The organism is Micromonospora sp. NPDC002575 (assembly GCF_042889525.1).
GTDB classification, from domain to species: Bacteria; Actinomycetota; Actinomycetes; order Mycobacteriales; family Micromonosporaceae; genus Micromonospora; species Micromonospora carbonacea.
Genome location: NZ_JBIARA010000013.1, coordinates 55,656 through 74,300, shown reverse-complemented (window position 1 = coordinate 74,300; position 18,645 = coordinate 55,656). Strand labels below are relative to the sequence as shown.

At 75.5% G+C, this 18,645-nt stretch carries 14 protein-coding genes; 13 read left to right on the top strand and 1 reads right to left on the bottom strand.

Features of this window, described 5'->3' with window-relative positions; translation table 11 throughout:
• The first annotated feature begins 1 nt into the window (after position 1).
• The 13 genes from ACFYWL_RS20035 (at position 2) to ACFYWL_RS19975 (ending at position 16,798) form a co-directional block, all read left to right on the top strand.
• Entirely contained in the window at positions 2-874 is an 873-nt protein-coding gene (locus tag ACFYWL_RS20035; protein WP_386974765.1) for an ABC transporter permease, read from the top strand.
• Positions 874-1,764 (top strand): ABC transporter ATP-binding protein, encoded by an 891-nt coding sequence (locus ACFYWL_RS20030; RefSeq protein WP_386974763.1) that lies wholly within the window; start codon positions 874-876, stop codon positions 1,762-1,764. Before ACFYWL_RS20035 ends, ACFYWL_RS20030 begins: the two co-directional genes overlap by 1 nt.
• Complete coding sequence (locus tag ACFYWL_RS20025; RefSeq protein ID WP_386974761.1) at positions 1,754-2,617, top strand: ABC transporter ATP-binding protein; 864 nt, start codon at positions 1,754-1,756, stop codon at positions 2,615-2,617. The genes ACFYWL_RS20030 and ACFYWL_RS20025 overlap by 11 nt, the downstream gene beginning before the upstream one ends.
• Positions 2,618-2,629: 12 nt before the next feature.
• Positions 2,630-4,366 (top strand): FAD-dependent monooxygenase, encoded by a 1,737-nt coding sequence (locus ACFYWL_RS20020; RefSeq protein WP_386974759.1) that lies wholly within the window; start codon positions 2,630-2,632, stop codon positions 4,364-4,366.
• A 27-nt stretch (positions 4,367-4,393) separates the two neighbouring features.
• Entirely contained in the window at positions 4,394-5,188 is a 795-nt protein-coding gene (locus tag ACFYWL_RS20015) for an alpha/beta hydrolase (protein ID WP_386974757.1), read from the top strand.
• A gap of 31 nt (positions 5,189-5,219) precedes the next feature.
• Positions 5,220-5,756: a flavin reductase family protein gene (locus tag ACFYWL_RS20010; RefSeq protein ID WP_386974755.1), complete on the top strand. Its 537-nt coding sequence runs from the start codon at positions 5,220-5,222 to the stop codon at positions 5,754-5,756.
• 155 nt (positions 5,757-5,911) lie between these two features.
• The gene (locus tag ACFYWL_RS20005; RefSeq protein WP_386974753.1) at positions 5,912-7,420 is read left to right on the top strand and encodes a PQQ-dependent sugar dehydrogenase; all 1,509 of its coding nucleotides are present in this window, start codon (positions 5,912-5,914) and stop codon (positions 7,418-7,420) included.
• Positions 7,421-7,471: 51 nt separating this feature from the next.
• Positions 7,472-8,638 carry a hypothetical protein gene (locus ACFYWL_RS20000; protein ID WP_386974751.1) on the top strand — a complete coding sequence of 389 codons (1,167 nt, stop codon included), beginning with the start codon at positions 7,472-7,474 and terminating at the stop codon, positions 8,636-8,638.
• Positions 8,639-8,828: 190 nt separating this feature from the next.
• On the top strand, positions 8,829-9,293 hold the full coding sequence (locus ACFYWL_RS19995; protein WP_386974749.1) for a hypothetical protein: 465 nt from the start codon (positions 8,829-8,831) through the stop codon (positions 9,291-9,293).
• A complete protein-coding gene (locus tag ACFYWL_RS19990; protein WP_386974747.1) occupies positions 9,275-12,439 on the top strand; it encodes a M48 family metalloprotease in 3,165 nt (1,054 codons plus the stop codon). Before ACFYWL_RS19995 ends, ACFYWL_RS19990 begins: the two co-directional genes overlap by 19 nt.
• Positions 12,440-12,827: 388 nt before the next feature.
• The gene (locus tag ACFYWL_RS19985; protein ID WP_386975018.1) at positions 12,828-13,907 is read left to right on the top strand and encodes a cellulose binding domain-containing protein; all 1,080 of its coding nucleotides are present in this window, start codon (positions 12,828-12,830) and stop codon (positions 13,905-13,907) included.
• Positions 13,908-14,129: 222 nt separating this feature from the next.
• Complete coding sequence (locus tag ACFYWL_RS19980) at positions 14,130-15,353, top strand: multidrug effflux MFS transporter (protein ID WP_386975016.1); 1,224 nt, start codon at positions 14,130-14,132, stop codon at positions 15,351-15,353.
• Between the two features lie 80 nt (positions 15,354-15,433).
• Positions 15,434-16,798, top strand: a complete 1,365-nt coding sequence (locus ACFYWL_RS19975; protein ID WP_386974745.1) for a glycoside hydrolase family 43 protein — start codon at positions 15,434-15,436, stop codon at positions 16,796-16,798.
• An 80-nt stretch (positions 16,799-16,878) separates the two neighbouring features.
• On the opposite strand, the gene ACFYWL_RS19970 is transcribed toward ACFYWL_RS19975, so the two are convergent.
• Complete coding sequence (locus ACFYWL_RS19970; protein ID WP_386974743.1) at positions 16,879-18,453, bottom strand: DHA2 family efflux MFS transporter permease subunit; 1,575 nt, start codon at positions 18,451-18,453, stop codon at positions 16,879-16,881.
• Positions 18,454-18,645: the final 192 nt, after the last annotated feature.

Here is an 18,645-nt window from a genome sequence, read left to right as displayed (position 1 = left end):
CGTGCTCCGCCGGATCCTCGGCCTCACCTCCGGCCGCATCGCCGTGGGCATCCTCGCCGCGATCGCGCTGCTGGCGGTGTTCGGGCCGCTGCTGGCCCCGCAGGACCCCCTCGCCGGCGGCGCCGACATCCTCGCCTCGCCGTCGGCGCGGCACCTGCTCGGCACCGACTACCTCGGCCGCGACGTGCTCAGCCGGCTGCTGGCCGGCTCCCGGCTCAGCGTCCTGGGCGCCGTGCAGGTCACCCTGATGGCGCTCGTCGTCGGCGTCGTGCCCGGCATCCTGTCGGTCTACCTGGGTCGCGGGTTCGAATGGGTGACCCTGCGGCTGGCCGACACCCTGATCGCGCTGCCGTTCCTGGTGTTCGCCGTCGCGGTGACCGCCCTGCTCGGCAACGGCATCCCGCAGGCGATGTTCACCGTCGGCATCATGGTCTCGCCGCTGTTCTTCCGGGTGTCCCGGGCGGCGACGCTGGCGGTCGCCCAATCCCCGTACGTCGAGGCGGCGGTCATCTCCGGCGCGTCGGTCGGCTGGGTCGTGCGTCGGCACGTCTGGGCCAAGGTGCTCCCGCCCATCGCGATCGCGCTGGCCAACACCGCCGGCGTCGGCTTCGTCGTGGTGTCCAGCCTGACGTTCCTCGGCATCGGCGTACGCCCGCCGGCCCCCACCTGGGGCGGGGTGCTCGCCTCCGACCTCGGCTACCTCAGCTACCGGCCGTGGGCGCCGCTCGCGCCGACCGTGCTGATCATGGCCACCGTGTGGGCGTGCAACCTGCTCGCCGACGCGATCCGCGACGTCTCCGGCGAGGCCGGCCGCGCGCTGCTGAACACCAGGACGATCCGCGGCCGGCTCGCCGCCACGGGAAGGGGCGTCTGATGACCGACGAGGTGCTGACCCTGCGCGACGTGCGCATCCACGACGCCGTGGGGGACCGGGACGTCGTGCGCGGGGTGTCGTTCTCCCTGACCCCCGGTCGGGCGGTGGGCATCGTGGGGGAGTCCGGCAGCGGCAAGACCCTCACCTGCCGCGCCGTCCTCGGCATCCTGCCGGAGCACTTCACGGTGGCCGGCGGCACGATCCACCTCGCCGGCCGGGACGTCGCCGGCCTGACCCGGCGGGAGTGGACGGACCTGCGCGGCGCGACCGTGAGTGCCGTCTTCCAGGACCCCGCCTCCTACCTCAACCCGTCGCTGCGCGTCGGCGTGCAGATCGCCGAGGTGCTGCGGGTCAAGCGGGGGCTCAGGGCGCGGGAGGCCCGGCGGCGGGCCGTCGAGCTGCTGGCCACCTTGCGGCTGCGCGACCCCGAGGGGGTCTACCAGCAGTACCCGCACGAACTGTCCGGCGGGATGCTGCAACGGGTCCTGATCGGCACGGCGATCGCGGCCGACCCGCAGGTCCTCATCGCCGACGAGGCCACCACCGCCCTCGACGTCACCGTGCAGGCCGAGATCCTCGACCTCCTCGCCGAGTTGCGGGAACGCGCCGGGCTCGCGCTCGTCGTCGTCTCCCACGACCTGGCCGTCGTGGCACAGCTCTGCGACGAGGTGCTCGTCATGCGGGCCGGCGAGGTCGTCGAGCAGGGTCCCACGGCCGACATCCTGTTCCGCCCCCGACACGAGTACACCAGGCTGCTCATCGCCGAGCACGAGCAGTACGGCCTCGACCGCTTCCTCGACGAACCCGGGCTGGCTGTCCCCCGCGCCCGCGGCACCCGGGTGGACGAGGTCGCCGCCGGCCCCGCCAAGGAGCTAGACCATGTCGCCTGACCCGACGACCCGGCCCGTCCTCGACGTGACCGGCCTCGACGTGCACTACCGCCGCCGGCACGGGCGCCTGCACGCGCTGCGCGCCGCCACCCTGTCGGTCGCGCCCGGCGAGACCGTGGGCGTCATCGGCGAGACCGGCTCCGGCAAGTCGACCCTCGCCCGCGCCGTCCTCGGCCTGGTCCGCCCCTCCGCCGGTCGCATCGTGGTGGCCGGCGAGGACGTCACCGGCCACTCCGCCCGCCGGTGGCGGGCCCTGCGCCGCCGGGGCGTCCTGCAGTACGTCTTCCAGGACCCGCTGCGCAGTCTCGATCCCGACCTGAGCGTCGCGGAGTCCCTGGCCGAACCGCTGCTCATCGCCGGCCGGACCCGCGCAGACGCCGCCGAACGGGTCCGCGCGCAGCTCGCCCGCGTGCATCTGGACGCCGCCCTGCTGTCCCGGCTTCCCGGCGAGCTGTCCGGCGGCCAGCGCCAACGGGTCGCCGTGGCCCGGGCCCTGGTCACCGACCCGGAGCTGGTCATCCTCGACGAGCCCGTCAGCGCCCTGGACTCGGCCAACCGGGTACGGGCCCTCGAACTGCTCAAACAACTGCGCGACGCCGGCACCGCACTGCTGTTCATTTCCCACGACCTCGGCTCCGTCGTCGGCGTCGCCGACCGGATCGCCGTGCTCTACCAGGGCCAGATCGTCGAGGTCGGCCCCGCCCGGACCGTCGTCAACGCACCCCGGCACCCCTACACCCGCCTGCTCGTCGGCTCCGCGCCCACGTTGCGCTCCGCCGCCGCCGACCGCGCCCGACGCGCTGCGCTGCGCGACCTGCTGCACTCCGCCGCGCACTCTGCCACCGACGCCTAAGGAGACTGCGCCATGCCCGAACAGCACACCGTCACCGGCGGCCGGGACGTGCACACCGTCCACTTCCCGTCGACCACGCCACCGGCGAGCACCGGCGTCCTCGTCGTCGGGGCGGGCCCGGTGGGGCTCGCCGCCGCCGTCGAACTCGCCGCCCGGGGCGTGCCGGTCGCCGTCGTCGACGCCGCCCGCTCCGCCGCCCTCGTCCGCGCTGGCGCGATGGGACACTCGCCCCGCGTCGTGGAGCACTTCCGCCGGTGGGGGCTGCTGCACCGCATCCGCGCCGAGTGGACCTTCCCGCCCGAGTGGAACCGGGGCGTCCGCCTGGCCACCTCCCTCGTGGGCCACGACCTCGCGCCCCGCCCGGCCGCCGACGCCGAGCGCGCCCGGTTCTCCCTCGCCCGGCCGATCCGCCGACCGCAGACCGCCCTACAGCGGGTCTTCCTCGACCACCTGCGTCAACGCGACGTGCCCGTCAGTGGCGGCTGGCGGGTCGACGCGCTGCGCGACACCGGCGACGGCGTGGACGTCACCGTCGTGTCCACGGACACCGGCGAGACCCGCACGGTCCGGTCCGCGTACGTCGTCGGCGCCGACGGTGGCGGCAGCACCGTGCGCCGCCTCGCCGGCATCGCCCGCGAGGGCGAGTACGCCGACGAGAAGATGTTCCGCCTCGTGGTCCGCACCAGCGACGCCACCGACCGCCTCGGCCCCGCCCCGAGTGGCACGAACATCGTGTTCAACCAGCGGGCGTCGGGGTTCCTCGCCGCGATCAGCACCCGCGAGTGGCGGGTGTACGCCGGCCCGTACCCGCTGGACGCCCAGCCCGCCGAGGCCGAACTGCTGGCCATCGCCCGCGCGGCGTTCGGGGTCGACCTCGACCTGGAGCTTGCCTCGGTTACCTCCTTCTACCAGGCCACCCGCATCGCCGAGACGTTCCGCGCCGGCCGGGTGCTGCTCGCCGGCGACGCCGCCCACGTGCGCACCCCCGGCGGCAACCTCGGCGAGGGGTTCGGCGACGTGGTCAACCTCGGCTGGAAGCTCGCCGCCGTCCTCGCCGGTCACGGCGCCGACGCGCTGCTGGACTCCTACGACCACGAGCGGCGCCCGCACAACTGGCGGGTCGCCGACCACGCCCTCGACCGCGCCCGCCGCACCCGCGCCACCCTGCGCCTGATCCGCGAGATCGGCGTGCCCGACGACGCCGACACGGGTCCCGAGGCGGCCCACCGCCGCGCCGAGATCGGCGCGTTGCTCACCGGCGACCGCGGCGGGGACGCGCCCGGCGTCGTCTACGACGAGCGCTACGACGCCTCCGGCGTCATCTGGTACGAACCGGACCAGCTCACCTCCGAGCCCCCCTGGGCTGCCGACACGTACGCCGACGACCCGCGCCCCGGACACCGGGCACCCGACGCCTACGTCGACCCGTGGGGCGACACCCTCTACGACCGGCTCGGCGACGACTTCGGCCTGCTGGTCGGCGACGGGGGCGAGGGCGTCGCGCACGCCTTCGGTGCCGAGGCCGCCGCGCGGGACCTGCGCCTGTCCGTCGTGCACCTCACCCACGGCGCGGCCCGCGACATCTACCCCGGCGGCGCCGTGCTCGTGCGCCCCGACCAGCACGTGGCCTGGCGGGGAGCGACCCTGCCGGCCGGCGGCGCCGCCGCCGTGCTCGACCGCGTCCTCGGCCGGTCGACCGCCGCGCCGGACGCCGCCGGAGCCCTCGTCGCCGCCGTCCCCGCCACCTGAGCCGCCTCCCCGGAGAAAGGGCCCCTCATGGCCGACTACCTCGACTTCACCGGCCCCGCCGAGCTGCGGGTCCGGGGCACGGTCCTCGTCGTCCCCGGACGCGGCGAGAGCCAGGCCAGCTACGCGCGTCTCGGCCGCCGGCTGGCCGCCGACTCCTACCGGGTGCGGGTGGTGCCCAGCCCCATCGTCGACGACGCCGACGTCGCCGGCTCCCTGGACCGGTTCGCGTCCGTGCTCGCCGACGCGGTCACGGGCACCGGCGCCGACGCGGCCGAGGAGACCGACGCCGACGGCCCGGTACGCCCGCTGGTGCTCGTCGGCGCCGACACGGGCGCCGCCGTCGTGGCCGCCCTCGTCACCCGCGCCGACCCCGACGCGGTGTGGTGGCCGGCCGCCGTCGTGCTGGCCGGACTGCCCGGCCAGGCCGCCCACCGCCCCGGCGACTGGGCCGACGAGCTCGACACCCGCACGCACTGCGCGGTGCACCGGGGCGTGCTCAGCGACGACCCGTCGGTGCATCCGGGCACCCTCGCCGAGGCGCTGCCCGCGCCGCTGCTCGACGCCGCGTACGCCGGCCGGGCCGGGGTGGAGCACCTGCTGCTGGTGGGGGACGCCGACCCGTACGCCGACCGGGACCGGCTGACCCGGCTGGCGCGTGCCCTGCCGCTGGCGCGGTTGTCGGTGGTCCGGGGCGCCCACCACGACGTCCTCAACGACCTGCAACACCGGTCCGTGGCCGCGGAGATCGTCGGCTTCCTCGAGCGCCTGCGCCTCGGCGCGCCGCCGGCACCGATCGTCGCGGTGCAACACAGCGCCTGGTGACCAACCGACCCCGCACACCGGAGGCCAGCTCATGACCACACCCCTGGACGCCCCGCCGACCGACGCCGACGCCGACGCGCTGCGTACGCTGCTGCGCCACCAGGCCAGCACCGTCGTCGTGGTCACCGCGCCCGGCCCGCCGACGGCCGGCTTCACCGCCACCTCGTTCACCTCGGTCTCGCTGACGCCACCGATCGTCTCGTTCTGCCTGAACCTGCGCTCGTCGAGCTGGCCCGCCATGGCGAAGGCCCGGCACGTGGGGGTGCACCTGCTCGCCCACCGGCAGCAGGAGCTGGCCCGGACCTTCGCCACCAGCGGCATCGACCGGTTCGCCGCGCCGACCCGCTGGCACCCCGGACCGCAGGGGGTGCCCGTCCTCGACGACACCCTGGCCTGGCTGCTGTGCCGGGTGGTCGACCGGGTGACCGTCGGCGACCACGCCATCGTGCTGGCCGAGCCGGAGCTGCTCCGGCACGACGACGTCGGCTCGCCGCTGCTCTACCACCAGGGCCGGTACGCCGGCCTGACCGCCGGGGCCGAAGCGGTCGTCAGGCGCGGCGCGGCCTGACCGGAGGCGGCGGGCACCGGCCCGGTCGAGCCGGTCCCCTCGACCGGGCCGATGCCGGCCCCCGCCCGACGCGGTCGCCCGCGTCGCTGTCTGTCGTACTTCCCGCCGGCCGGATATATTGACGGTGATGGCTGACTGGTTTGGAGGGGTATGCCGTGAGAATCCCGTCGATGATGGTGGCGGCGGTCGTGGCGGGTCTCGCGGCGAGCGGCGCCGGCGCCGCCGCCCTCGCCGATCCGCCGTCGTCCGGCGGCCCCCGCCCGGCGGCCAACGTCGCCCTGGCCGTCGGCGACTTCGACCTCGGCCGCCCGCAGGTCGCCGCCAGCGGCCTGACCGTGCCCTGGGGGATGGACTTCCTGCCCGACGGCAGCGCGCTGGTGACGCTGCGCAACTCCGCCCAGGTGCTGCGGGTGCGGCCCGGTCAGCCGCCCGAGACCGTGGCCCAGATCTCCGGCGTCACCCCGGTCGGCGAGGGCGGCCTGCTCGGCCTCGCCGTCTCACCGACGTACGCCCAGGACGGCTACGTCTACGTCTACCTCACCACCGCCACGGACAACCGGATCGTCCGGTTCCGGCTCACCGCCCCGCAGACCCAGACGCCGATCCTCACCGGTCTGGCCCGGGCCAGCAACCACGACGGCGGACGCATCGCGTTCGGCCCGGACGGTCTGCTCTACGCCGGCGTCGGTGACGCGGGGCAGACCGCCAACGCGCAGAACCCGGCCAGCCGCAACGGCAAGATCCTGCGGATGCGGCCGGACGGGTCCGTCCCGCCGGACAACCCGTTCCCCGGGTCGCTCGTCTACAGCCTCGGCCACCGCAACGTGCAGGGCCTGGCCTGGGACGCCCAGGGCAGGCTCTACGCCACCGAGTTCGGGCAGAGCACCTGGGACGAGGTCAACCTCGTCGTCGCCGGCGGCAACTACGGCTGGCCGACGGTGGAGGGCCGGGGCAACGACCCCCGCTTCCGCGACCCGCTGCTGGTCTGGACGACCGCCGAGGCGTCCCCGAGCGGCGCGACGATCGCCGGCAACCGCCTCTTCGTCGCCGCGCTGCGCGGGACCCGGCTGTGGAACGTGCCACTCGACGGCGTCGGCGGCGCGGGCACCCCGGTCGCCGAGCTGGTGGGCGCGTACGGGCGGCTGCGCACGGTCGAGTACGGCCCGGACGGGTGGCTCTGGGTCGCCACCAGCAACCGCGACGGGCGCGGCTCGCCGGCGGCGACCGACGACCGGATCCTGCGCTTCCCGCCGCGCGACACCACGCCCCCGCCCACCACGACGCCCCCGCCGACGACCGCGCCGCCGACCACCCAGCCCACGACGCCCCCGCCCACCGGTGCGCCGGCCACCTGCCTGGTGAGCTGGACGCCCAACCAGTGGACCGGCGGATTCACGGCGGAGGTGCGGGTCACCAACCGTGGGCCGGCGCTGAACGGGTGGGCGTTGACCTGGTCGTTCGCCGCCGGGCAGCGGATCACCAGCGCCTGGAACGCGCAGGTCACCCAGTCCGGGGCCGGCGTCACCGCACGCAACGTCGACTGGAACGCCAGCCTGCCGCAGGGCGCCACGGCGAGCTTCGGCTTCCAGGCCAGCTCCGGCACGAGCAACCCGCGCCCCGACGACTTCGCGCTCAACGGGGCCGCGTGCCAGGTGGGGCAGTAGCCGGCGGCACCGGGATTCCCCGATGGACGGTGTGGCCGGGATGATGCGGGGGTGACCAACCCCGGATCGATCCGGCGCCCTCGGTGGCGGTGGCCGGCGGCCGCAGCCGCGGCGGCCACCGCCCTCGCCCTCGCCCCCGGCGTCGCGCTGGCCGGACCCGGCACCCGGCCCGCGCCACCGGTGGGCCGGCCGGTGTGCGACATCCGCGACGGCCGGTTGACCGAGATATCCGGCCTGGTCGCCACCGACGACGGGTTCGTCGTGGTCAACGACGGCGCCGACGAGGAGTCCCGCCGCCAAATCTTCTTCCTCGACGCCCGCTGCCGGGTGGTGCGGGCGGTGCGCTACCCGTCGCGGCCCCGCGACACCGAGGACCTGGCCGTGGGCGCGGACGGCACGATCTGGGTCGCCGACATCGGCGACAACGACCGGGCCCGTCGGACCGTCGCCCTGTGGCGGCTGCCGCCCGGGGCGGCCCGCCCGGTGCTGCACCGGATGACGTACCCGGACGGGGCCCACGACGCGGAGGCCCTCCTGGTCGACGGCGCCGGGCGGCCCGTCATCGTGACGAAGCAGGGCGGCAGCGCGGGGCTGTACCGCCCGGCCGCGCCGCTGCGGGCGGACAGGACGGTGCCGCTGGCCCGGGTCGGGCAGGTGCGGCTGCCGTCCACCACGACCCGCAACCCGTACTCCTTCCTGGGGCGGCGGGTGGTCACCGGCGGGGCGAGCGCGCCCGACGGGCGGCGGGTGGTGCTGCGCACCTACGCCGACGCCTTCGAGTTCGACGTCGCCGACGGCGATCTCGTCGCGGCGCTCACCACCGGCCGGCCGCGCAGCGTCGCCCTGCCCGACGAACCGCAGGGCGAGTCGGTGAGCTACAGCCCCGACGGCCGGTCCCTGCTCACGGTCTCGGAGACGGCGAACCAGCCACCCGGGACGCGGCCGAGGATCCTGCGCTACGCCCTGACCCCCGGCCCGACCCCGACCCCGTCCGCGCGCCGGAACGCACCACCGCCGACCGCTCGCGCCGCCGACCGTGGCGCGGACGACCGCCTCGACGGTGCCGGCGACCGCGCGGCCTCCGGACCCGGCTCCGGGGACCGGGCCGGGCGCGGCGGCACCGCATCCCTTGTGGTGGGCGGCGTCGCGGTGGCGCTGGCGCTGGTCGCCCTCGCACTGGTCGGCGCGCGGGGTGTCCGCCGGCACGGCGGGCGGTAGCCGCGCCCGTCGGCGAGCGACAGGCCCGCCGACCGAGCGGGAGCCGCGGCCCGGCCGGGAGCCGCCACCCGATCGGCCGCGTCGACGGTCGGCCGATCCGGCGAACGCGCGGGAGGTGTCGGTCAGCCGACACCTCGCCCCGCGCCGCTCTGCCACGCTCCCCCTGACTCCGGATTCAGGGGAGAACACGGTGCCGGTCACAGCACAGCGCAAGGTCATCGACATCGCCCGCGACATCGTCGCGGAGGTGGCACCGGACGAGTTGTCGGACTTCGACTTCGTGGCGACCGCCTACCTGCGCGACCCCGCAGCCGCCCGCCGGGCGGGACGGTCCGGCGCGGAGCCCACCGCCGCCGGCTGGGAGGAGGCGGGCAACGCGGTGGGGGTGCTCGCCGCAGCGGTCGTCGTGGACATCTGCAAGGACCTCGTCGTCACCGGCGCGAAGGCCGCCGGACGCCGCTACCGGGCGGCGGGCTGGTGGCCGTTCCGCGGCCCCACCGTCGGCGAGGACACCACCGCCCCGCCGATCCCGTCCGGGCAGGAGGAGCGGATCAGGGCGCTGGCGACGCGGCGCGCCGCCGACCGGGGCGCGCCCGAGGCCCTCGCCGCCGACATCGCCGCCGCGCTGGTGAAGCGGTGGAACGCCCGGCCGTAGCGGACCCGGCCACCGACCGGGCACGGCTGAACCCGTTCACCCTCCCGCCCGCCACCACCGCCCTGTTCCTGCTGCTGATGACGCTGACCCTCAGCGCCGCCGCCTACACCTACGACGCCGTGGCCGGCGGCCTGACCGGCTGGGAGGGCAGCTACCGGCGGTGCGTCGCCGCCGCCGACACCGCCGCCGCGACCGCGTCGCCGCAGCGGGTCACCGACGGCTACCTGGCCTGCAACTCGGCGGTCAACGTCCGCCGGGCGGGCGTCGGCCTGGGTGCGGCGGCGCTGGTGGCGACCGCGATGTTCGTCGGCTACCGACGCCACCCCCGCCGGCTGATCCGCCGGCAGGGACTTCGCCCCCTCGACCCGGCCGTGTACCCGGTCGCGGCTCGGGAGATCGCCCGGCTGGTCGACGAGGCGAGGCTGGCCCGCCCGCCCCGGTTCGTCGTCAACCCGTACCGCACCGGGCCGGGCGGGCGGGCCTTCGGCTGCCACCCCCACTACCACGTACGCCTCAACCGGGGCCTGCTGCACGACACCAGCGACGACGGCCTGCTGGCGCTGCGGGCGGTGGTCCGGCACGAACTCGCCCACCTGCGCAACCGCGACGTCGACCGCACCGTCCTGGCGCTGCTCAGCGGCTGGGCGTTCGTGCTGGTGGTGGCCGCGCCCCTGCTGGCGTTCGTGGCCGTCCGGGCCCCCGCCCTGCTGTGGCCCGTCGGGTGGCGGCTCGCCGTCGCGGTCGCCCTCCTCTGGCTCGTGCGGGCCGCGGTGATCCGCGCCCGGGAGCACCACGCCGACGTGCGCGCGTCCGTGGCCGGCCCCGGCCGCGCCGACCCGCCGTTCCACCCGCCGGCGTTCCCGGAGCGCAGGCCACCGGCGGGCGGGCCGTTCGGCCCGGCGCGGCGCGCCTGGTGGCGGCTGCTGCGGCTGCACCCGACCAACGAGGACCGCGGCGACGTGGTCCGCCGGCCCGAGGCGCTGCTGCGCGCCGGGACCGTCGAGGCGCTGGCGGCCGGCGTGACCGTCGGCGTCTCGCTGCCGTACCTGAGCGCCATCACCACCAACCTGCTCGGCGGCGACCGGCTGCACGGCCTGCTGCTGGCCACGGCGCTGCTCGGCGCGCTGGCCGTCACCGTCGTCGGCACCGGCCTGTGGCGGCAGGCCCTCGTGTCCCTGGTGACCGGCACGCCGCTGCCCACCGGCGTGCGGCCCGGCCTGGCGCTGGCCGCCGGCATCGCCGGCGGCGAACTCGTCGCCGCGCCGCTGGGCGACGACGGGGCCTGGCCGTCGATCCTGCGGCAGGTCCCGGCGCAGGGCGTGCTCGCGCTGGCGCTGCTCGCCCTGGGCTGCCTGCTGTTCGCCCGCTGGTCGGTGGCCTCGGCGGCGGCGTGGCTGCCGTCGGCGGCCGGCCGCACCCTGACCCCGGCGGTACGCGTGGGGCAGGCGCTGGCCGCGCTCGCCTTCGGCGCGGGCCTGACCGCCTGGTCGACGGCGACCTCGGTGGCCGGCACCGGGGAGCCTTTCGCGCTGCCCGTCGGCGTGTTCGGCAGCGCGCTGGACCCGTGGGTGCTGCTGCCGCTGCTCGCCGCGGCGGCGTACCCGCTGACGGCCGCCGTGCGGCGCGGCGGGACCCCGCGGGCGCTGCGCCTCGACCGCGCCGACCGCACGGCCCTGCCCCGGCCGCGGCTGCGGCCCGCGGCGGCGCTGCTGCCGCCCGCGCTGGTCTTCGTCGTGGCGCTGGCCGTCGACGAGGCCAGCTCCGGGCGGCTGCTGCCGGCGGCGGCGACCTGGCTGGGCCGGGAGCTGGACCCGGGCAGCTACCAGCGGGCGCTGCTCAACGTCTACGCGCTGCTCGGCGCGGTCGCCCTCGGGCAACTCGTGGTCGCGTTCGTCGCCGCCGCTCTCGGCGGCCGGGCCGACGTCGGGCTCGGCCCGGCGCACGCCCTCGTCGCGGCGGTGCTCACCGGCTACGCGCTGATGTCGGTGCTGCTCACGGTCACCTTCGTCCGGCTCTGTCTGGGCGTCGGCTGCGGCAGCGTCTACCAGGGCGTGCTCGCCATCGGCAGCGCGTACACCGTGGTCGGGGTGTTCGGCCTGGCCGCGGCGGTCGTGGCCGGCACGCTCGTGGCGGCGGTGGCCCGGCTGGCACGGCGGCGTGGCGCGCGGTGGCCGCAGGGCCACCCCGCCGGGCCGGCCGGGGCGCGCCGGGGCCGGGGCTGGCCCCGGGCCGTCGTGGCCGCCGTGGCCGGGCTGGTCGTGCTCGGCTACGCCGGGCCGGTCGTCGGGATGTGGCTGGCCACGAACGGGCTGCTGCCCGGCCGGGGCGGGGCGTTGGTGCCGGAGCAGGTCGCCGCCGCCGCGCCCCCGCCGGCCGCCGGCACCGTCGCCGCCGCCGACGCCTGCCGGTTCGCGCAGACCGGGCACAGCCGCCTGCTGCTGGTCGACCAGCGGGCGATCGTCAACGTCGAGGTGGGCCGGCGGGCCGCCGGCTCCGGCGCGCCGGGGCTGCGCGCCCTGGGCCAGGTGCTCTACGACGGGACCCGGCGCGGCGAGGTGGGGCGCGCCGACCCGGCGGAGGTGGCCGTCACCAACTACTGCCGGTGGCTGCCCGTCGACGCCGGCCGGCCCGGCCCGGCCATCCCGCCGCCGCCGGACCCCGGCCCGTCGGGTCCGGTGACGGTGACGGCCCGGCTGGCCTTCGGGCAGACGTACGCCTGGCCCGACGGCGTCACGCTCACCCTCGCCGCGCCGCAGCGGGTCCAGCTCCGGGGCGCCTGGTACGCGGTGGTGATCGCCAGCCTCGCCAACGGCCGCCCCGGGGCGCTGGACGTCAACGAGTTCTCCTTCCGGGGCCTGGTGGACGACCAGGTGACCCAGGCGATCGTCGTGCCCGACCCGGAGTACCCGAACGCCGGCCCGACCGTGGAGGCGGGGGCGGTGCGGCGGCTCAACTACGCCTTCGTCGTCCCCGCCGACGCGGCGCGGCTGCGCATGGAGGTCTCCCACCGGGTGCGCGACGCCGAACGGCCGGCGGTGGTGTTTGACGGGCCGCTGAACGCGGCAGGCTCGACGCCGCAGGCGTCCCCGCCGGCGTCGGGCGAACCGTCGACCCCGCCGCCGAGCCCGTCCACGCCGGGCGGGTGAGGGCCCGGGCCGGGGCCTGGAAGTATCGCCGGCTGACGATCCATTGTGGGTGTTAGCGGTAACACGTTATGGTGTCGGCGGCCAGGGTGAAGGGCACGCTCCAGCCACGGGCCGCCGGTCGTCCGCCCGGACACCGGGGCCGGCGGCGCAGCCGCACGGGCACTGCCGACGGTTGGCCTTCCCGCGCCGTATCCGGCAGTTGCGGAGGCGCGCCGACCCGCCGCGCCTCCGGTCATCCTCGTCCGCCGTCCGTGGGCGGACCTCGACGGGGCCACCGCCGCGCCCGGATTCCGCACCCCGCCCCGGCGCGTCCCTCGCCCGGGCAACCACCATCGGGAGGATACGCATGACACGAAGAACTCGCCTGTTCGGCGCCGCGGCGGCCGTCATGGCGGTCGTCGCCACCGCCGTCGCGTTCGCGATCGCCCCCGCCAACGCCGAGTCCAACGGCGGCGTCCGGGTGATGCCGCTCGGCGACTCGATCACGGACGGCTTCAACGTCCCCGGCGGCTACCGCATCGACCTGTGGCAGAAGTTCGCCGCCGGCGGCTACCGGATCGACTTCGTCGGCTCGATGTTCAACGGGCCGGCCAGCCTCGGCGACCACGACCACGAGGGCCACTCGGGGTGGACGATCTCCCAGGTCGACGCCAACGTCGTCAACTGGCTGCGGGCGACGACCCCCCGCACGGTGCTGCTGCACATCGGCACCAACGACATGTACGGCGACCCGACCGCCGCCGCGTCCCGCCTGTCCACGCTGATCGACCGCATCACCTCGACCGCGCCGTCGGCGGACGTCTTCGTCGCGACGATCATCCCGCGGTCCGGCACCGAGAACGCGGTGCGGACGTACAACGCGGCCATCCCGGGCATCGTGCAGAGCAAGGTCAACGCCGGCCGCCGCGTGCACCTCGTGGACATCGGCAGCGCGCTGACCTACGCCGACCTCGCCGACGGCATCCACCCCAACGCGACGGGCTACGGCAAGATGGCCACCGCCTGGTACAACGCGCTGCGCGCGGTGCCGGGCAGCATCGGCGGCACGCCCCCGACGACGACGCCCCCGCCGACCACGCCCCCGCCCACGACGCCTCCGCCCACCACCCCTCCGCCGCCCACCCCGCCGCCCACCACGCCCCCGGCGCCCGGGGCGTGCCGGGTGGCGTACACGGTCAACGCCTGGAGCACCGGCCTGACCGCGTCCGTCACGATCACCAACACCAGCGCCACGACCGTCAACGGCTGGGCCCTGGCGTTCACGCTGCCGGCCGGGCAGAGCATCACCGGCGGCTGGAACGCCACCTACACCCCCGCCAGCGGCGCGGTGACCGCCCGCAACGTCTCCTACAACGGCAGCCTCGCCCCGAACGGGTCGGTGGACATCGGGTTCCAGGCGGACCACACCGGCAACGCCGGCAAACCGTCCGCGTTCACCCTCAACGGCGCCACCTGCTCGACCGTCTGATGCCCGGCGGGCCCCCCGCGCCCGTACCGTTCGTGGGGGGCCCGCCAGGCTGTGACCTGTGTTACCTGTCGCCGGACGGGGAATCAGATGCCGGGCTCCGGATTTGGAGCCTGTTGTGACCGTTGCATCATTTCCCGCCCGGCTGCGCGCCGGCCACGCCGGGGCGTCCCGATGAAGGCCGCCACCCTCGCACCGGCGGCCCCGCCGACGCCGGGCGACGCGATGGGACGCCGGCAGCGCCTGCGGCTCGTCCTCGTGCTCGGCTCGCTGATCGCGGTGGGCCCGCTGACCATCGACATGTACCTGCCCACCTTCCCGGCGCTCGTCGCCGAGTTCCAGACCACGTCGGCGGCGGTCCAGTTGACCCTCACCGGCACGCTCGCCGGCCTCGCCGTCGGCCAGTTGCTGATCGGCCCGCTGTCGGACGCCGTCGGCCGGCGCAAGCCGCTGATCGCCGGCATCGCGCTGCACGTCGTGGCGTCGGTGCTCTGCGTGGTCGCGCCGAGCGTCGCCGTCCTCGGCGCGCTGCGGGTGGTGCAGGGCCTCGGCGTCGCGGCGGCCTCGGTGGTCGCGATGGCCGTGGTCCGCGACCTGTTCAGCGGCGCGGCCTTCGCCACGCTGCTGTCCCGGCTGCTGCTGGTCATGGGGGCCGCGCCGGTCCTCGCGCCGACCCTCGGCGGCGGGCTGCTGCGCTGGACGGACTGGCGGGGCGTGTTCGTGGCCCTGGCCGTCTTCGGGGCGGTGCTCGTCGTGGTCGCCGTGTTCGGCCTGCGCGAGACGCTGCCGGCCGAGCGGCGTCGGCGCGGCGGGGCGCTGGCCACCCTGGCCGTCTACGGCTCGCTGCTGCGCGACCGCACGTTCGTCGGCCTGGTGCTGGTCGCCGGCCTGGCCATGGCGGCGCTGTTCGCGTACGTGGCCGGGTCGTCGTTCGTCCTGCAGGAGCAGTACGGCCTGGACGAGCAGCAGTTCGGGCTGGCCTTCGGGGCGGGCGCGGTCGGGCTGATCGGGGCGACCCAGTTCAACGTGCGGCTGCTGCGTCGCCACTCACCGCAGCGGATCCTCGTCGCGTCCCTGGGCGTGGGGACCGTGGCCGGGCTGGCGCTGCTCGTCTTCGCCGCGACCGGCCTGGGTGGGCTGGCGAGCCTGCTGGGCTCGCTGTGGGTGGTGCTCGCGGCGGCGGGGCTGGCGATGCCGAACGCGCCGGCCCTGGCCCTGTCCCGGCACGGTGAGGCGGCGGGCACGGCGTCGGCCCTGCTCGGCGCGGTGCAGTTCGGCGTCGGCGCGGTGGCCGCGCCCCTGGTGGGGATGCTCGGCACCGGCGCGGTGGCGATGGCCCTGGTGGTGGCGGGCGGAATGGTGGCGGCCATGGCGGTCCTGCTCGTGGTCGTGCGGCCGGCCCGGCTCGCCGGCCTGCCGGCCGACGCGGTGGTCGTGGCGGCGCACTGACCGGAGGCACGCCCTCGTTGTCACCCGGTGAGGCGAGCGTTAACATCGAGTAACTTCGATTGTTGGCGTGGGGGTGGCAGATGTACCGAACCGTCCGCCGGTCGTGGCGTCGGGCGGCGCTGACGGCCGCGACCGTCCTCGCGTCGCTCGCCGCCGCGCTGCCGTCCGCCGGGGCCGCCCCGGCGTCGGCCGCCGCGCCCCCGCCCGGCCAGACGTCCCGTTACACGATGACCGCGTTCACCAACAGCAGCGAATCCAACATGTACGTCTACGAGTCGGCCGACGCCACCGGCTACCGGCTGCTGCGGGGGCCCGCCTACACGCCGCCGACCGGGCTGATCCGCGACCCGAGCATCATCCGGCACACCGACGGGCGCTACTACGTCGTCTACACCACCAACTGGACCGGCAACACCATCGGCTTCGCCACCAGCACCGACCGGGTCAACTGGACGTTCCTGCGCAACCACACCATCCCGATGACGGTGCAGAACACCTGGGCACCCGAGTGGTTCGTCGACAGCGACGGCAGCGTCAACGTGATCGTCTCGCTCTCCACCAACGGGGCCGACTTCAAGCCGTACCGGCTGCGCGCGACGAACGCCTCGCTCACCGCGTTCGCGACGCCCACGCTCCTGGCCGGGATCGGGCCCAACCACATCGACACGTTCGTGGTGAAGGTCGGCGCGACGTACCACGCGTTCGCCAAGCAGGAGACCACCAAGTACGTCGAGCACGCCACGGCGAGCAGCCTGAACGGCCCGTACACCTTCGTCGGGACGGGCGACTGGGCCGGCTGGGGCGGCCCGCGCGAGGGCCAGGCACTGGTGCCGCTCGACAACGGCGGCTGGCGCATCTACTTCGACGGGTACACGGTCGGCAAGTACTACTTCAGCGACAGCTCCGACGGGCTGCGCACCTGGACCCCGCCGGTGGAGCTGCCCGGGCTGTCCGGCTTCGCCCGGCACTTCACCGTGCTCCGCGAGACGGTTTCCGGCGGCGTCACGCTGCCCACCGGTGCGAGGTCGTTGCAGTCGGTCAACTTCCCCGACCGGTACGTGGCCCGCCGCGCCGACAACCTGGGCTACCTCGACCCGGTCTCGACGGCCAGCCCGGCGCAGGCCCGCCAGGACGCCACCCTGACCGTCGTCGCCGGGCTCGCCGACGCCAACTGCTACTCGCTGCGCACCGCCGACGGCCGGTACCTGCGCCACTACGACTTCCGGATCCGGGCCGACGCCAACGACGGCAGCGCGATCTTCGGGCGGGACGCCACGTTCTGCGCCCGGCCCGGCTCGGTCACCGGGGCGGTCTCGCTGGAGTCCTACAACTACCCCGGCCGGTACCTGCGCCACTACGACTACGCGCTGCGCGTCGACCTGTACCAGGACACCGCCACCTTCCGGGCGGACAGCTCCTTCCGCCCGCTGGCCCCGCTGGCCTGAACGCCGTCGCGGGGGGGGGGGGGGGGGGCGCCCGCCCCCCCCCCCCCCCCCCGCGACGGGCGGATCGGTGGACCAGCGGCTCAGTGGATCAGCACCGGGGCCGGGGCCTGCTCGTCGTCGAGCAGGTGGGACACCTGACGCCGGCGCGGCAGGAAGAAGGCCGGCACGAACGTCACCAGCACCAGGGCGAAGCCCACCCAGAACGTCGTGGCGAACGAGCCGGCGACGAACTCCAGGCCCCGCTGGAGCAGCCCCGGGTCGACCGGGAACTGCTGGGCCAGGTCCGGGTTCTGCTTGACGGCGATGGCCAGCCCGGCCTCGGTGACCGGCGCGCCCGTGTTCGGGTCGACCGCCCCCGGGATGGCCGGCGAGTCGTTCAGCTTGCTGGTGAGGATCACCGACATGATCGCCGAACCCACGGACCCGGCGATCTGCTGGAGGATGTTCAGCAGCGTGGAACCCCGGGCCACCTCGTGGTTCGTCAGCGTCTTCAGCGCCGAGGTCATGATCGGCATCATCGTGCCGCCCATGCCCAGGCCCATGACGAACAGCGAGCCGCACAGCAGCCAGTACGACGTGTCGGTGCCCACCTGCGTGAACGCGAAGAAGCCCGCCGCGATCAGCACCAGCGCGAACGGCACCGTCCGGCCGACCGGGATCTTGTCGGCCAGCATGCCGGCGATCGGCATGGTGACCATCGCGCCGATGCCCTGCGGGGCCATCAGCAGGCCGGCGTCGAGCGTCGACTCGCCGCGCACCTGAAGGAAGTAGCTCGGGAACAGCAGCCCGGCGCCCATGAACGCGACCATGAACACGGCCATCGTGACGGACGCGACGGTGAGGTTGCGGTCGCGCAGCAGCCGCAGGTCGAGCAGCGGGTGCTTCGGCCTGAACGAGTAGACGACGAAGGCGACGACCAGCAGCCCGCCGACGAGCATCGGCAGCCACACCTTGCGGTCGCCGAACGTGCCGGTCTCGGGCAGCGACGACACCCCGTAGAGGAAGAGGGCCAGGCCCGGCGAGAGCATCAGCATGCCCACGAAGTCGAACGACTCCGACGGCTCCGGGGCGTCCTTCGGCAGCGCCCACTGCGCGTAGGCCAGCGCGACGACGCCGATCGGCAGGTTGATCAGGAAGATCCAGTGCCAGCTCGCCACGTCGATCAGCCAGCCGCCCAGGATCGGGCCGCCGATCGGGCCGAGCAGCATCGGGATGCCCAGCACCGCCATCAGCCGGCCGATCCGCTCCGGCCCGGCCGCCCGCGTCATGATCGTCATTCCGAGCGGCATCAGCATGCCGCCGCCGAGGCCCTGCAACACCCGGTAGCCGATGAGCTGGCCGATGGAGTCGGCGGTGGCGCACAGGCCCGAGCCGAGCGTGAACAGCACGAGCGCCGCCATGTAGAGCCGCTTCGTGCCGAACCGGTCGGCGGCCCAGCCGGTCAGCGGGATCACCGTGGCCAGCGCCAGCGTGTAGCCGGTCATCGTCCAGGCGACCCGGGCGTAGGAGGCGTCGAACTCGGTCTGGAACGTGGGCAGCGCCACGCTCACCACGGTCACGTCGAGGATCGACATGATCGCACCGAGGACCACGACCCCGGCGATCTTCAGTACGGCGGCGTCGAGCTTGGCCGGCGCCGCGGGTTGACTGCTCACGGAATCTCCTGATGAAGCTGGCGGATGCCGCCGATCGGCCGCGTGCCGCACCCCGGGCGGCAGCACGTCTTGGGTTACCTGTCGGACGCCGGCTGTCGCGCACGGCGGCCCCGTGCGCCCAGTTGGCTGCACCGTCCCTTTCCTGGACGCGCGGCCACCCGAGCGCACCGCGAAACGGTAACAAGGTGGTCC

Coding starts and splice junctions, on each gene's coding strand:
- ACFYWL_RS20030 (WP_386974763.1), top strand. CDS start 874: ATGACCGACGAGGTGCTGACCCTGCGCGACGTGCGCATCCACGACGCC.
- ACFYWL_RS19980 (WP_386975016.1), top strand. CDS start 14,130: ATGGGACGCCGGCAGCGCCTGCGGCTCGTCCTCGTGCTCGGCTCGCTG.
- ACFYWL_RS19975 (WP_386974745.1), top strand. CDS start 15,434: ATGTACCGAACCGTCCGCCGGTCGTGGCGTCGGGCGGCGCTGACGGCC.
- ACFYWL_RS20020 (WP_386974759.1), top strand. CDS start 2,630: ATGCCCGAACAGCACACCGTCACCGGCGGCCGGGACGTGCACACCGTC.
- ACFYWL_RS20015 (WP_386974757.1), top strand. CDS start 4,394: ATGGCCGACTACCTCGACTTCACCGGCCCCGCCGAGCTGCGGGTCCGG.
- ACFYWL_RS20025 (WP_386974761.1), top strand. CDS start 1,754: ATGTCGCCTGACCCGACGACCCGGCCCGTCCTCGACGTGACCGGCCTC.
- ACFYWL_RS20010 (WP_386974755.1), top strand. CDS start 5,220: ATGACCACACCCCTGGACGCCCCGCCGACCGACGCCGACGCCGACGCG.
- ACFYWL_RS19985 (WP_386975018.1), top strand. CDS start 12,828: ATGGCGGTCGTCGCCACCGCCGTCGCGTTCGCGATCGCCCCCGCCAAC.